The organism is Bacillus sp. F56, from assembly GCF_001748205.1.
Taxonomy (GTDB): Bacteria; Bacillota; Bacilli; order Bacillales; family Bacillaceae; genus Bacillus; species Bacillus stercoris.
The window spans coordinates 140,677-155,869 of the sequence record NZ_BDFC01000007.1 but is presented as its reverse complement, the minus strand read 5'-3'; the positions used below and the strand labels follow the sequence as shown (position 1 = coordinate 155,869).

Genomic DNA, 15,193 nt, shown 5'->3' with positions numbered 1-15,193 from the left:
TCTTAAGGTTAAATCTTCTTCACAATAGAACAAATTGTATTCTATCAAACACATCTTTAGATTGCAATATAAATGTAAAGTATTTTTCATTGAAGGCTCTCTTTTTAGCATGATTCATTCAGCAAATGGCAACAATATAGGTACTTAATGTGAAGGAGGCCCCTGTATGAAAAAGAGTGAGCTGGATGTGAATCAGTATTTGATACGTACCGATTTGGCAGTGGAAACGAAGGAAGCAATGGCCAATCAGCAGGCTGTGCCGACAAAAGAAATTAAAGGATTTATTGAAAAAGAGCGTGATCACGGCGGCATTAAAATCCGCACAGTTGATGTTACAAAGGAAGGCGCGGAGCTTTCGGGAAAAAAAGAAGGGCGCTATTTAACGCTGGAGGCACAGGGAATCAGGGAGAATGATTCGGAAATGCAGGAAAAGGTCTCTGCTGTCTTTGCAGAGGAATTCTCGGCTTTTCTTGAAAACCTTAATATCTCAAAAGATGCGAGCTGTTTGATCGTTGGGCTCGGCAACTGGAACGTGACACCTGACGCGCTTGGGCCGATGGCTGTAGAAAATCTGTTGGTAACAAGGCACTTATTTAAGCTTCAGCCGGAAAACGTACAGGAAGGGTATAGGCCTGTCAGTGCATTTGCACCGGGTGTCATGGGGATTACAGGAATCGAGACAAGCGACATTATTAAAGGTGTGATTGAGCAATCGAAGCCTGATTTTGTCATTGCTATTGACGCATTGGCGGCACGGGCGGTGGAAAGGGTCAACACAACCATTCAGATATCGGATACAGGCATTCACCCAGGATCTGGGGTGGGGAATAAACGAAAAGATTTAAGCAAAGACACACTTGGTGTTCCGGTGATTGCTATCGGTGTTCCGACAGTAGTTGACGCCGTGACAATTGCCAGCGACACGGTGGACTACATATTAAAACATTTTGGCAGAGAAATGAAGGATAACAGTCCGTCAAGATCACTTGTTCCAGCTGGCATGACGTTTGGGAAAAAGAAAGTGCTCACTGAAGAAGATCTTCCAGATGAAAAGCAGCGCCAATCGTTTCTGGGTATTGTCGGAACCCTTCATGAAGATGAAAAACGGCAGCTTATTCACGAGGTGCTTTCGCCTTTAGGGCACAACTTAATGGTTACGCCGAAGGAAGTCGATTCATTTATCGATGACATGGCAAATGTTTTGGCGAACGGATTAAACACAGCGCTTCATGAAAAAGTATCACAAGAAAACAAAGGCTCCTACAATCACTAAACAGTTCTACTTCCTCTAGCTTGTTCATAGAGTAATTACTAGACAAGCGCTGGAGGGATTCAATGAGAAATAAACGCAGAAACAGACAAATTGTTGTTGCGGTAAATGGCGGGAAAGCGGTAAAAGCCATCTTTCTATTTATCGTAAGCCTTATCGTGATTTTTGTTCTATCCGGTGTGCTGACGTCTCTCCGGCCGGAACTCAGGCCGTCGTCCGACTCTTTTTATGGGATTGCTGAAGAATTGCCGGGTGACGTGTTTGCACACTTGCTGCGGATGGAAAACCATTATTTTGCTTCTGACCTTTCTGAAACCGACAGCTCATTTCATCTTTCGCGTCTATCTTTAAAGCTGGCGACGAGCATTAACCTCGAAGATCCGCGGAGCTTTCTCGGCCGGGAGCTGCCGGGGTTTGCACAATTTGATACCGAGATTCTATTAGCTGGACAAGGCACGGATTATACGAATATGCCTGCGGAATCGCCGCCGCCGTCTAAGGTGATGGAAGAAGAAAGAGAAGCGAATTTGGCAGAGATTGAAAAACAGCAGTCGCAATCAGACAATGGGCAAAAAGATCCGCCGAAACAAACAACAGGTGACAAAAAGGTCGTGTTTATCTATCATACGCACAATACGGAATCATATCTCCCTCTATTAAAAGGCGAGACTAATCCTGATATGGCGCGCCATTCTAAAGCCAACGTCACGCTTGTAGGAGATATGTTCGGAAAAGCGCTTGAATCCCAAGGTATCGGAGCCACAGTGAATAAAACCGATATACAGTCGAAATTGAATAAAAAAGGCTTAAACTATGCAAGGTCTTATGATGAATCAAGACCGGTCGTGAAAGACGCTCTCACTACAAATAAAAATCTGCAATATATCATTGATATCCACAGAGACTCACGACGCAAAAAAGACACGACCGCAACGATTAAAGGGAAAAGCTATGCCAGGGTATCCTTTGTCGTCGGGAAAAAAAGCAAAAACTTCGAAGAAAACTATAAAATTGCGAGCGAGCTTCATAAACTGATGGAGAAAAAATACCCTGGACTAAGTACAGGTGTCTTTTCCAAAGGTTCGCCAGGCGATAACGGTGTTTACAATCAAGATTTAACCGACAGAGCGCTTTTGCTCGAATTTGGCGGAGTAGATAATAATCTCGAAGAGCTGCAGCGTGCGGCTAACGCGGCAGCGGATGTATTCAGCGAAATGTATTGGGATGCTGAAAAGGTCAACGCGAAGAGCGGTGAGACGAAAAAACAATAAGAAATAGGTGGTTGATTTGATTGCATACTTTGGAAAGTGCTTACTGCTTGTTACAATCATGTTTTTAGGCGTTCTGTTTGGCATGCAGCAGGCAAACAACGGGATGCTGAGTATGAAAGGCTATCATGACCCTTCACTGAAGGGGGCGTTTACGCTCACCGACGGAAAAGGGAATGAAAAAGAAGCCTCGATTCTAGGAGAAACAGTCACAGCAAAAGATTTAGAAGAAAAACAAAAAGAGCTTGAACAGGTGGAAACATTCAATATGTTCTCAAAAGCCGGAAAAGCGCTTTCGGATACCGTAACCAATACTGCCCAGTCAATGTATGAATGGATACGGGATATGAATCAATAGGTATGTGGAAGAGAAAAGCAGCCCAGATATGACGGGGACCTTTTCTCTTTCTTGTTTTACATTGAATCTTTACAATCCTATTGATATAATCTAAGCTAGTGTATTTTGCGTTTAATAGTAGGAGTGATAGATTGTGACAGATAAAGAAAAGCGTTTAGAGAGGCAGTCGAGAATACGGAATTTCTCTATCATTGCCCATATTGACCACGGAAAATCGACCTTAGCGGATCGTATTTTAGAAAAAACGTCGGCAATCACTCAACGAGAAATGAAAGAACAATTGCTCGATTCTATGGATCTTGAACGTGAGCGGGGCATAACCATTAAGTTAAACTCTGTTCAGCTTAAATATAAAGCAAAAGACGGAGAGGAATATATTTTTCATCTGATCGACACGCCGGGACACGTCGACTTCACGTATGAAGTATCCCGAAGCCTTGCTGCCTGCGAGGGAGCGATTCTAGTCGTGGATGCAGCCCAGGGGATTGAAGCGCAGACGCTCGCCAATGTCTACTTAGCGCTTGACAACGATCTTGAAATCCTTCCGGTCATCAATAAAATCGACCTTCCGAGCGCCGAACCGGAACGCGTACGCCAAGAGGTAGAAGACGTTATCGGCCTTGATGCGTCAGAAGCCGTGCTTGCTTCCGCAAAAGCAGGAATAGGGATTGAGGAGATTTTAGAGCAAATCGTAGAAAAGGTGCCCGCTCCGACCGGAGATCCAGAGGCACCGCTAAAAGCGCTGATTTTCGACTCGCTTTATGATGCCTACCGCGGTGTCGTGGCGTATATCAGAGTTGTAGAAGGAACGGTAAAGCCGGGTCAAAAAATCAAAATGATGGCAACCGGCAAAGAATTCGAAGTAACAGAGGTCGGCGTGTTCACGCCGAAAGCGACTCCGACAAATGAACTGACTGTCGGTGATGTAGGCTTCCTGACTGCATCAATTAAAAATGTCGGTGACACACGTGTCGGTGATACAATAACGAGCGCTGCCAATCCTGCAGAAGAAGCGCTGCCGGGATACCGCAAGCTAAACCCGATGGTGTACTGTGGTTTGTATCCGATTGATACAGCGAAGTACAATGATTTAAGGGAGGCCCTTGAAAAGCTTGAGCTGAATGATTCCTCCCTTCAATATGAAGCGGAAACTTCGCAAGCGCTTGGATTTGGGTTCCGCTGCGGATTTTTAGGCATGCTCCACATGGAGATCATTCAGGAGCGTATTGAGCGTGAGTTCAACATTGACCTGATTACGACAGCGCCAAGTGTTATCTATGACGTGTATATGACAGACGGCGAAAAGGTCGTTGTCGACAACCCTTCCAACATGCCGGACCCTCAAAAGATCGAACGGGTTGAGGAGCCATACGTAAAAGCGACGATGATGGTGCCGAATGACTATGTCGGCGCTGTAATGGAGCTTTGCCAAGGAAAACGCGGCAACTTCATTGATATGCAATATTTAGACGCAAATCGTGTCAGCATTGTCTATGACATGCCATTAGCGGAAATCGTCTATGAGTTTTTTGACCAGCTGAAATCAAGCACTAAAGGCTATGCGTCCTTTGATTATGAACTGATCGGCTACAAACCGTCCAAGCTTGTGAAAATGGACATTATGCTGAATGGTGAAAAAATCGATGCCCTTTCCTTTATCGTGCATCGTGATTACGCATATGAGCGCGGAAAAGTGATCGTTGAAAAACTGAAAGAACTTATTCCGCGCCAGCACTTTGAAGTACCGATTCAAGCGGCGATCGGCCAGAAAATCGTGGCCCGCTCTACCATAAAAGCAATGCGTAAAAACGTATTGGCTAAATGTTACGGAGGGGACATCTCGCGGAAACGAAAGCTTCTTGAAAAACAAAAAGAAGGAAAACGCCGAATGAAGCAGGTCGGCTCAGTTGAAGTGCCGCAAGAAGCATTTATGGCGGTCCTGAAAATGGACGACAGTCCGAAAAAATAATAGAAGCCGCCGCAGTCCTGTACTGCGGCTTCTTTCTGTAAAGAAGGTGAATCCGTTGAAATCAGCTTATATCCATATTCCATTTTGTGAGCATATTTGCCACTACTGCGATTTCAATAAATATTTTATTCAAAGTCAGCCTGTCGACGAGTATTTAAACGCACTCGAACAGGAAATGATAAATACATTAGCAAAAACTGGGCAGCCAGACCTCAAAACGATCTTTATCGGAGGAGGCACGCCGACCTCCTTGTCTGAGGAACAGCTCAAAAAGCTGATGGACATGGTCAATCGCGTGCTGAAGCCATCAAGCGACTTATCGGAATTTGCGGTAGAAGCGAATCCGGACGACTTGTCCGCAGAGAAATTAAAGATATTAAAAGAAGCAGGCGTAAACCGCCTCAGCTTTGGTGTTCAAACATTCGAAGACGATCTGTTAGAAAAAATCGGCCGAGTGCATAAGCAAAAAGATGTATTCGCCTCTTTTGAAAGAGCGCGGGAAATCGGTTTTGAGAATATCAGTCTTGATCTAATGTTCGGGCTCCCGGGGCAAACCCTCAAGCATCTGGAACATTCCATAAACACTGCTTTATCACTGGATGCCGAGCATTATTCCGTATACTCCCTTATTGTAGAACCGAAAACGGTATTTTATAATTTGATGCAAAAAGGGCGGCTTCATCTTCCGCCGCAGGAGCAGGAAGCTGAAATGTATGAGATGGTGATGAGCCGGATGGAAGCTCACGATATTCATCAATATGAAATCAGCAACTTTGCTAAGGCGGGCATGGAATCCAAGCACAATCTGACGTATTGGAGCAACGAACAATATTTTGGTTTCGGAGCAGGGGCCCACGGATATATCGGCGGCACACGAACAGTGAACGTCGGACCTGTTAAGCATTACATTGACCTGATTGCTGAAAAGGGTTTTCCGTACAGAGATACACATGAAGTGACAACAGAAGAACAGATTGAGGAAGAAATGTTTTTAGGTTTGAGAAAAACAGCCGGAGTCAGCAAAAAACGATTCGCAGAAAAATACGGCCGTTCCCTGGATGGACTTTTCCCAAACGTATTAAAAGACCTTGCTGAAAAAGGGCTGATTCACAATTCGGAGTCTGCCGTTTATTTGACCCATCAAGGGAAATTATTAGGCAATGAAGTTTTTGGCGCTTTTTTGGGTGAGTTATAATTGACATTTTTCTTGTGGTTTGATACTTTTGTTATAGAATTAGCACTCGCTTATTGAGAGTGCTAACAGAGGTGATGATGATGTTAACAAATCGTCAGCTGCTGATCCTTCAGGTTATAATCAACGATTTTATTAAATCGGCACAGCCGGTAGGATCGAGAACTCTTTCGAAAAAAGATGAAATCACATTTAGCTCTGCAACAATTAGAAACGAGATGGCTGACTTGGAGGAATTGGGCTTTATTGAAAAAACCCATTCATCCTCAGGGCGTGTTCCGTCAGAAAAAGGGTATCGGTACTATGTTGACCATTTGCTGTCACCCGTTAAACTGACGAAAAGCGACCTGGACCAAATCCACTCGATCTTCAAAGAGAAAATTTTCGAGCTGGAGAAGACAGTTCAAAAATCAGCGCAAATTTTGTCCGATCTGACGAATTACACATCCATCGTACTCGGGCCGAAGCTGAGTGAGAATTACCTTAAACAGATTCAAATCATACCGATTCAGCCTGATATGGCGGTAGCAATTCTCGTTACCAATACGGGGCATGTGGAAAACAAAACGATTAACTTTCCGACCAAAATGGATCTGTCTGATATTGAAAAACTGGTAAATATACTGAACGACCGTTTAAGCGGCGTTCCAATGGATGAACTGAATGAGCGCATATTTAAGGAAGTTGTCATGTACCTAAGACAGCACATTAAGAACTATGACAATATACTCGATGCGCTTCGATCAACCTTTCATTCCACAAATCACGTCGAAAAGTTGTTTTTTGGCGGAAAAATCAATATGCTAAATCAGCCGGAGTTCCATGATATTACCCGAGTTCGGTCGCTGCTTTCATTAATTGAGAAGGAACAGGATGTTCTCAAGCTGGTTCAATCCCCGCACACGGGAATTTCGATTAAAATCGGAAAAGAAAACGACTATGAAGAGATGGAAAACTGCAGTCTGATTACGGCATCTTATTCCGTTGACCAGAAGCAGATCGGCTCAATTGCGATCATCGGTCCGACTCGCATGAATTATTCCAGGGTTGTCAGCCTGCTTCAGCATGTGACTTCGGACTTGTCAAAAGCATTAACAAATCTGTATGATGAATAAGGGAATTTTGGCAAATTTTATCGAAGGGCAGCGCCTGCTCTTCTCCTTACACTTTGAGGGAGGTGAACACAATGTCAGAAGAAAAACAAACCGTTGAACAAAACGAAACAGAAGAGCAAGAAATCATTGAAGAACAAGCTGCTGCTGATGAACAGCAAGAGGAAACAAATGAAAGCGAACTTCTTCAAAATCAAATTAACGAATTGCAAGGTTTGCTTGAGGAAAAAGAAAACAAACTTTTGCGTGTTCAAGCAGACTTTGAAAACTATAAACGACGCAGCCGTTTAGAGATGGAAGCGTCTCAAAAATACCGTTCTCAAAATATCGTGACTGATTTGCTGCCGGCTCTTGACAGCTTTGAACGAGCGCTTCAGGTTGAAACCGACAATGAACAGACGAAAAGTTTGCTCCAGGGAATGGAAATGGTCCACCGTCAGCTCGTAGAAGCCTTGAAAAAAGAAGGCGTCGAAGCCATCGAAGCTGTAGGGCAGGAATTTGATCCTAATCTGCACCAAGCCGTTATGCAGGCTGAAGACGAAAATTACGGCTCCAACATTGTTGTTGAGGAAATGCAAAAAGGCTATAAGCTGAAGGATCGCGTCATTCGCCCTTCCATGGTCAAAGTGAATCAATAATTACATAGCAGGAGGTTATTCAAGTGAGTAAAGTTATCGGAATCGACTTAGGAACAACAAACTCATGTGTGGCAGTGCTTGAAGGCGGCGAGCCTAAAGTTATTGCTAACGCTGAAGGAAACCGCACAACGCCATCAGTTGTTGCATTCAAAAACGGCGAACGCCAAGTAGGGGAAGTGGCTAAACGCCAATCTATCACAAACCCTAACACAATCATGTCTGTTAAACGCCATATGGGTACTGACTATAAAGTGGAAATTGAAGGGAAAGATTACACTCCTCAAGAAGTGTCTGCTATCATCCTTCAACACCTTAAATCATACGCTGAAAGCTATCTTGGCGAAACAGTATCAAAAGCAGTTATCACAGTTCCTGCTTACTTTAACGATGCTGAGCGTCAAGCGACAAAAGACGCTGGTAAAATTGCAGGTCTTGAAGTAGAACGTATCATCAACGAGCCGACTGCAGCAGCTCTTGCATACGGACTTGATAAAACAGATGAAGATCAAACGATCCTAGTATACGACCTTGGCGGCGGTACATTCGACGTTTCAATCCTTGAACTTGGCGACGGTGTATTCGAAGTTCGTTCAACTGCCGGTGACAACCGTCTGGGCGGGGACGATTTTGACCAAGTCATCATCGATCACCTTGTATCTGAATTCAAAAAAGAAAACGGCATTGATCTGTCAAAAGACAAAATGGCGCTTCAACGTTTGAAAGACGCAGCTGAAAAAGCGAAAAAAGATCTTTCCGGCGTATCTTCTACGCAAATTTCTTTACCGTTTATCACAGCTGGAGAAGCAGGGCCGCTTCACCTTGAACTTACATTAACTCGCGCTAAATTTGAAGAGCTTTCTTCTCATTTAGTAGAGCGCACAATGGGTCCTGTCCGTCAAGCGCTTCAAGATGCAGGGCTTTCTGCAAGCGAAATCGACAAAGTCATCCTTGTCGGTGGATCAACTCGTATCCCTGCCGTACAAGAAGCAATCAAAAAAGAAACCGGAAAAGAAGCACATAAAGGCGTAAACCCGGATGAAGTTGTAGCGCTTGGTGCTGCGATTCAGGGCGGCGTTATCACAGGTGACGTAAAAGACGTGGTTCTTCTTGACGTTACACCGCTTTCTCTCGGTATCGAAACAATGGGCGGCGTGTTCACAAAACTGATCGACCGCAATACGACGATCCCGACAAGCAAATCTCAAGTGTTCTCAACTGCTGCTGATAACCAAACAGCTGTTGATATCCATGTTCTGCAAGGTGAGCGCCCAATGTCTGCCGACAACAAAACACTCGGCCGCTTCCAGCTTACTGATATCCCGCCAGCACCGCGCGGCGTACCGCAAATCGAAGTTTCTTTCGATATTGACAAAAACGGTATCGTAAACGTAAGAGCGAAAGACTTAGGCACAGGAAAAGAACAAAATATTACAATCAAATCTTCTTCAGGTCTTTCTGATGATGAGATCGAACGAATGGTAAAAGAAGCGGAAGAAAATGCTGACGCTGATGCGAAGAAAAAAGAAGAAATCGAAGTCCGCAACGAAGCAGATCAGCTTGTTTTCCAAACTGAGAAAACATTAAAAGATCTTGAAGGCAAAGTGGACGAAGAACAAGTGAAAAAAGCCAATGATGCCAAAGACGCTTTAAAAGCGGCGATTGAGAAAAACGAATTTGAAGAGATCAAAGCGAAAAAAGATGAGCTTCAAACAATCGTCCAAGAGCTTTCTATGAAGCTTTATGAAGAAGCTGCTAAAGCACAGCAAGCTCAAGGCGGAGCAAACGCTGAAGGCAAAGCGGATGACAACGTTGTCGACGCTGAATACGAAGAAGTAAACGACGACCAAAACAAAAAATAAATTCTTTTTAAAGTCAGTCCCGCTACCGGGGCTGACAGAAAAGAACACATTTCATAATCTGATTCAATGATTAGAAAGTCAAAGTCAGGCATCTCTTGGCTTTGACTTTTTTTCTTGCCCGGGATAAAAGGAATTGAAAAATCATAATTCAAAATGATACAATCTAATTTATGTGAGAAATTCGGGAGAGTGAAGCGAGATGAGTAAGCGTGATTACTATGAAGTGCTGGGAGTAAGTAAGAGCGCTTCAAAGGATGAAATTAAAAAAGCTTATCGGAAGCTGTCAAAAAAATATCATCCTGATATTAACAAAGAAGCCGGATCAGATGAAAAATTTAAAGAGGTAAAAGAAGCGTACGAAACGCTGTCAGATGACCAAAAACGTGCGCATTACGACCAATTTGGGCACACTGATCCTAACCAAGGCTTCGGCGGCGGTGGTTTTGGCGGCGGCGATTTCGGCGGTTTTGGTTTCGATGATATTTTTTCAAGTATTTTCGGCGGAGGCACAAGACGAAGAGATCCAAACGCACCACGCCAAGGTGCCGATTTGCAATACACGATGACCTTGTCGTTTGAGGATGCCGCTTTCGGTAAAGAAACAACGATTGAAATTCCGCGCGAGGAAACGTGCGACACATGTAAAGGCTCAGGTGCGAAACCTGGAACAAACCCGGAAACGTGCTCCCACTGCGGAGGCTCCGGCCAGTTAAACGTGGAGCAAAATACGCCGTTTGGAAAAGTCGTGAACAGACGGGTCTGCCACCACTGTGAAGGTACGGGCAAAATTATTAAAGACAAATGTGCGGATTGCGGCGGCAAAGGAAAAATCAAAAAACGCAAAAAAATCAACGTGACAATTCCAGCCGGTGTAGATGACGGACAGCAGCTTCGTCTCTCGGGACAGGGTGAACCAGGAGTAAACGGCGGCCCTGCCGGGGATTTATTTGTCGTGTTCCATGTACGGGCACACGAGTTCTTCGAGCGTGATGGCGATGATATTTACTGTGAAATGCCGTTAACGTTTGCTCAGGCTGCTCTTGGAGATGAGGTAGAAGTTCCGACGCTGCATGGAAAAGTGAAATTGAAAATTCCAGCCGGTACACAAACAGGAACGAAATTCAGATTAAGAGGAAAAGGCGTTCAAAATGTCAGGGGCTATGGACAGGGTGACCAGCATATCGTCGTCCGCGTCGTTACGCCGACAAACCTGACAGATAAACAAAAAGACATTATCCGCGAATTTGCCGAAGTCAGCGGAAACCTGCCTGACGAACAGGAAATGAGTTTCTTTGACAAGGTAAAACGCGCGTTTAAAGGCGATTAATTATTGGATGAGGAGTTGGTAGTTTTGAAATGGTCCGAATTAAGCATTCACACAACACATGAAGCGGTTGAACCTATCTCAAATATATTGCATGAAGCTGGTGCAAGTGGGGTTGTGATAGAGGACCCGCTTGATTTAATTAAAGAACGTGAGAATGTGTACGGGGAAATCTACCAGCTCGACCCCAATGATTACCCAGATGAGGGTGTCATTGTCAAAGCATATCTGCCGGTTAACAGTTTTCTGGGCGAAACTGTAGACGGCATTAAAGAAACGATTAATAATCTCCTTCTTTACAATATTGATTTGGGCAGAAACCACATCACTATTTCTGAAGTAAATGAAGAAGAGTGGGCGACTGCCTGGAAAAAGTATTATCATCCTGTGAAAATTTCTGAAAAGTTTACAATTGTGCCGACGTGGGAGGAATATACGCCGGTCCATACTGATGAACTGATTATTGAAATGGACCCGGGAATGGCTTTCGGCACAGGGACACATCCAACAACCGTGCTCTGCATTCAGGCGCTTGAACGCTTTGTGCAAAAGGGTGATAAGGTGATTGATGTTGGTACAGGTTCCGGAATTTTAAGTATTGCGGCTGCAATGCTTGAGGCTGAATCGGTTCATGCCTACGATCTTGACCCTGTAGCTGTAGAAAGTGCACGCCTCAATCTTAAGCTGAACAAAGTGAGCGATATTGCACAAGTGAAGCAAAACAACTTGTTAGACGGGATTGAAGGTGAACATGATGTGATTGTGGCCAACATTTTGGCTGAAGTCATTCTTCGCTTTACTTCACAAGCGTACAGCCTGTTAAAAGAAGGCGGACATTTTATTACGTCAGGTATCATCGGCCATAAAAAACAAGAAGTAAAAGAAGCATTGGAACAAGCTGGCTTCACCATTGTAGAAATCCTTTCAATGGAAGATTGGGTCAGCATTATTGCGAAAAAATAACAGTTAGTAGGTGTCACAGCGTATGCAACGATATTTTATCGAGCTCACGAAGCAGCAAATAGAGGAAGCGCCGGCTTTTTCGATTACCGGCGAAGATGTTCATCATATTGTAAACGTGATGAGAATGAATGAGGGAGATCAGATCATCTGCTGCTCTCAAGACGGCTTCGAGGCAAAATGTGAACTTCAATCTGTTTCCAAAGATAAAGTGTCCTGCCTTGTGATAGAATGGACGAATGAAAACAGAGAGCTTCCGATAAAGATCTATATTGCGAGCGGCCTCCCGAAAGGAGATAAGCTTGAATGGATTATCCAAAAGGGGACTGAGCTCGGAGCCCATGCCTTTATTCCCTTCCAAGCCGCGCGTTCTGTTGTCAAGCTGGATGACAAAAAGGCGAAGAAAAAGCGGGAAAGATGGACGAAAATTGCGAAGGAAGCGGCTGAACAATCGTACCGTAACGAAGTGCCGCAAGTGATGGATGTCCATTCTTTTCAGCAGCTTCTTCAAAGGATGCAGGATTTCGATAAATGTGTCGTTGCATACGAGGAGTCATCGAAGCAAGGGGAAATAAGCGCATTCAGCGCGGTTGTAAGCAGCCTTCCGAAAGGATCATCTCTTTTGATCGTATTTGGTCCCGAAGGCGGTTTAACAGAAGCGGAGGTTGAACGGCTCACTGAAAAAGACGGTGTGCCGTGCGGCCTTGGACCGAGAATTTTAAGGACAGAAACCGCTCCGCTATATGCGTTGAGTGCGATTTCTTATCAAACAGAGTTATTAAGAGGTGATCAGTAATGGCAACTGTTGCTTTCCATACGCTTGGCTGTAAAGTCAACCATTATGAAACAGAAGCAATCTGGCAGCTTTTCAAAGAAGCGGGCTATGAAAGAAGAGACTTTGAACAAACAGCTGATGTATATGTCATTAATACATGTACAGTAACTAATACTGGAGATAAAAAAAGCCGCCAAGTGATCAGACGCGCCATTCGTCAAAATCCTGACGGTGTCATCTGTGTCACAGGCTGCTACGCGCAAACCTCACCTGCTGAGATTATGGCGATCCCTGGTGTCGATATTGTAGTTGGAACACAGGACCGTGAAAAAATGCTTGGCTACATTGACCAATACCGTGAAGAACGCCAGCCGATTAACGGCGTCAGCAACATCATGAAAGCAAGAGTATATGAAGAGCTCGATGTGCCTGCTTTCACGGACCGGACAAGAGCGTCATTGAAAATACAAGAGGGCTGCAATAATTTCTGCACATTCTGTATCATTCCGTGGGCGCGCGGCCTGCTACGCTCCCGCGACCCTGAAGAAGTCATTAAACAAGCGCAGCAGCTTGTCAATGCGGGCTATAAAGAAATTGTTCTTACAGGTATTCACACGGGCGGTTACGGCGAAGATATGAAAGATTACAACTTCGCTAAGCTTTTGAGCGAATTAGACACACGTGTTGAAGGCGTGAAACGGATCAGAATTTCTTCAATCGAAGCCAGCCAAATCACAGACGAAGTGATCGAGGTTTTAGACCGCTCAGATAAGATTGTGAACCATTTGCATATTCCTATCCAATCGGGATCTAACACAGTGCTTAAACGGATGAGACGTAAATATACGATGGAGTTTTTTGCTGACCGTTTAAACAAACTGAAAAAAGCACTGCCGGGCTTAGCTGTTACTTCTGATGTCATTGTAGGGTTCCCTGGCGAAACAGAAGAAGAATTTATGGAAACCTATAACTTTATTAAAGAACATCAATTCTCTGAACTGCATGTTTTCCCTTACAGCAAACGTACAGGAACGCCGGCTGCGCGAATGGAAGATCAAGTGGATGAAAACGTCAAAAATGAACGTGTGCATCGCCTGATTGCTCTTTCTGACCAGCTTGCGAAGGAATACGCATCTCAGTATGAAAATGAAGTGCTTGAAATCATTCCTGAAGAAGCGTTTAAGGAAACAGAAGAAGAGAACATGTTTGTCGGTTACACAGACAACTATATGAAGGTTGTTTTCAAAGGAACGGAAGATATGATCGGCAAAATCGTGAAAGTCAAAATTCTAAAAGCAGGCTATCCTTACAATGAAGGCCAATTTGTCCGTGTTGTTGAGGACGAAATAACGGAACATATGCGTTTGTCTTCTTAACCTAAAAACCGGTGCATTTACATGACATGTACCGGTTTTTTTATTTAGCTGGGATAAGGAAGTGAATGAAGCGGTAAAACAAGTTTGTAAGCGGAAGAAATAAAAGGGCTGTCACCACATTAAATAAAAGGCTGAAATGCGCGATCCTTTGTGCGGGATCGGGTGATAACTGTTCTACAAAGCCAGTCGCTGCGGTCAGAAAAGGCAATACTAGAGCCACGCCTAGCACATTAAACACCACATGGGCATACGCTGTCTGTTTCGCCGCATATCCGCCGGATACAGCCGCCATGACAGCTGTAATGCATGTCCCGATATTTGATCCGAGCACGACGCTCATCGCCTGTGTCAGCCCGATAATCCCTTCATTCATAAAACTCATTAAAATACCGATACAGACAGAGCTGGAATGAATGATGGCAGTTAACACCATTCCGATGAGCAAAGCTGACCAGTTTGAATCGTTAACGTGGTATAAAACGTCGGCTCCCGTTTTCAGCTTTGTCAGCGGCCCGGCAAGGTGGCTGAATCCACTGATGCAAAAGAAGATGATGCCCAATCCGAGGAAGCTTGTTCCCAGCTGTTTTAAAGGATACCTGCCAGTCAGAAAAAACAATAAACCGCCTATTAAAAGAACCCAAATCAAAATATCCATTTTTATGGCAATAAATTCAGTTGTAAAAGTAGAGCCAACATTTGTCCCCAGAATCATCGGTATCGTCCGCTTAAAAGAAAGAACGCCCGCACTGACAAAGCCGATGACAATGACCATAAAGGCTGAACTGCTCTGAAGTATCCCCGTAAATACAATGCTGATAAGAAACGCTTTTAGCGGGTGGTCCGTAAATAATAGCAAACGGTCTTCAATTTTTGAGTACGCCATCGATATTAAGCCTTTTCGAAGCATATTCATGCCTGCGAGAAAGAATAATATAAGAGCTGTAAAACTGATCAGAATCAACATCCTATTCACCAACCCCTTTCCATCATTATATAGACAGGCAGTCTCACTCATGACGGAAAAGTGAACTCACTTAGTTGACCTGACTGATGGCTTATATTATAATGTCAAAGTACATGTTTATATGTGTA

At 44.1% G+C, this 15,193-nt stretch carries 13 protein-coding genes; 12 read left to right on the top strand and 1 reads right to left on the bottom strand.

Translation table 11 applies throughout. The annotated features are described in order from the left end of the window. Positions 1–166 precede the first annotated feature (166 nt). The 12 genes from gpr to mtaB all read left to right on the top strand — a co-directional run bounded on the left by gpr (position 167) and on the right by mtaB (position 14,101). On the top strand, positions 167–1,273 hold the full coding sequence (gpr, locus tag BFW96_RS11990) for a GPR endopeptidase (RefSeq protein ID WP_069839518.1): 1,107 nt from the start codon (positions 167–169) through the stop codon (positions 1,271–1,273). A 62-nt stretch (positions 1,274–1,335) separates the two neighbouring features. After that, entirely contained in the window at positions 1,336–2,541 is a 1,206-nt protein-coding gene (spoIIP, locus tag BFW96_RS11985) for a spore autolysin SpoIIP (protein ID WP_069839517.1), read from the top strand. Between the two features lie 16 nt (positions 2,542–2,557). Further along, positions 2,558–2,896 (top strand): YqxA family protein, encoded by a 339-nt coding sequence (locus BFW96_RS11980; protein ID WP_014664663.1) that lies wholly within the window; start codon positions 2,558–2,560, stop codon positions 2,894–2,896. A 133-nt stretch (positions 2,897–3,029) separates the two neighbouring features. Continuing rightward, positions 3,030–4,865, top strand: coding sequence for a translation elongation factor 4 (lepA, locus tag BFW96_RS11975; RefSeq protein ID WP_069839516.1), 1,836 nt, complete (start codon positions 3,030–3,032; stop codon positions 4,863–4,865). Between the two features lie 55 nt (positions 4,866–4,920). Further along, a complete protein-coding gene (hemW, locus tag BFW96_RS11970; protein ID WP_040082580.1) occupies positions 4,921–6,060 on the top strand; it encodes a radical SAM family heme chaperone HemW in 1,140 nt (379 codons plus the stop codon). 80 nt (positions 6,061–6,140) lie between these two features. Beyond that, on the top strand, positions 6,141–7,172 hold the full coding sequence (gene hrcA / locus BFW96_RS11965; RefSeq protein ID WP_040082581.1) for a heat-inducible transcriptional repressor HrcA: 1,032 nt from the start codon (positions 6,141–6,143) through the stop codon (positions 7,170–7,172). A gap of 71 nt (positions 7,173–7,243) precedes the next feature. After that, positions 7,244–7,807: a nucleotide exchange factor GrpE gene (grpE, locus tag BFW96_RS11960; protein WP_014664659.1), complete on the top strand. Its 564-nt coding sequence runs from the start codon at positions 7,244–7,246 to the stop codon at positions 7,805–7,807. 23 nt (positions 7,808–7,830) lie between these two features. After that, on the top strand, positions 7,831–9,666 hold the full coding sequence (gene dnaK, locus BFW96_RS11955; protein WP_069839515.1) for a molecular chaperone DnaK: 1,836 nt from the start codon (positions 7,831–7,833) through the stop codon (positions 9,664–9,666). Between the two features lie 199 nt (positions 9,667–9,865). Continuing rightward, positions 9,866–10,993 (top strand): molecular chaperone DnaJ, encoded by a 1,128-nt coding sequence (dnaJ, locus tag BFW96_RS11950; RefSeq protein ID WP_069839514.1) that lies wholly within the window; start codon positions 9,866–9,868, stop codon positions 10,991–10,993. A gap of 24 nt (positions 10,994–11,017) precedes the next feature. After that, positions 11,018–11,953: a 50S ribosomal protein L11 methyltransferase gene (gene prmA / locus BFW96_RS11945; protein ID WP_004398884.1), complete on the top strand. Its 936-nt coding sequence runs from the start codon at positions 11,018–11,020 to the stop codon at positions 11,951–11,953. Between the two features lie 22 nt (positions 11,954–11,975). After that, positions 11,976–12,746, top strand: coding sequence for a 16S rRNA (uracil(1498)-N(3))-methyltransferase (locus tag BFW96_RS11940; RefSeq protein ID WP_069839513.1), 771 nt, complete (start codon positions 11,976–11,978; stop codon positions 12,744–12,746). Continuing rightward, positions 12,746–14,101, top strand: coding sequence for a tRNA (N(6)-L-threonylcarbamoyladenosine(37)-C(2))-methylthiotransferase MtaB (mtaB, locus tag BFW96_RS11935; RefSeq protein ID WP_069839512.1), 1,356 nt, complete (start codon positions 12,746–12,748; stop codon positions 14,099–14,101). Before BFW96_RS11940 ends, mtaB begins: the two co-directional genes overlap by 1 nt. A gap of 40 nt (positions 14,102–14,141) precedes the next feature. Here the strand turns inward: mtaB and BFW96_RS11930 are convergent, their stop codons facing one another. Next, positions 14,142–15,065, bottom strand: coding sequence for a Na/Pi symporter (locus tag BFW96_RS11930; protein WP_069839511.1), 924 nt, complete (start codon positions 15,063–15,065; stop codon positions 14,142–14,144). Between the last annotated feature and the right edge of the window lie 128 nt (positions 15,066–15,193).

Excerpts from the sequence above, each read along its gene's own strand:
- gpr (WP_069839518.1), top strand. The coding sequence starts at position 167 with ATGAAAAAGAGTGAGCTGGATGTGAATCAGTATTTGATACGTACCGAT.
- spoIIP (WP_069839517.1), top strand. The coding sequence starts at position 1,336 with ATGAGAAATAAACGCAGAAACAGACAAATTGTTGTTGCGGTAAATGGC.
- hrcA (WP_040082581.1), top strand. The coding sequence starts at position 6,141 with ATGTTAACAAATCGTCAGCTGCTGATCCTTCAGGTTATAATCAACGAT.
- grpE (WP_014664659.1), top strand. The coding sequence starts at position 7,244 with ATGTCAGAAGAAAAACAAACCGTTGAACAAAACGAAACAGAAGAGCAA.
- dnaJ (WP_069839514.1), top strand. The coding sequence starts at position 9,866 with ATGAGTAAGCGTGATTACTATGAAGTGCTGGGAGTAAGTAAGAGCGCT.
- BFW96_RS11940 (WP_069839513.1), top strand. The coding sequence starts at position 11,976 with ATGCAACGATATTTTATCGAGCTCACGAAGCAGCAAATAGAGGAAGCG.
- mtaB (WP_069839512.1), top strand. The coding sequence starts at position 12,746 with ATGGCAACTGTTGCTTTCCATACGCTTGGCTGTAAAGTCAACCATTAT.
- BFW96_RS11930 (WP_069839511.1), bottom strand. The coding sequence starts at position 15,065 with ATGTTGATTCTGATCAGTTTTACAGCTCTTATATTATTCTTTCTCGCA.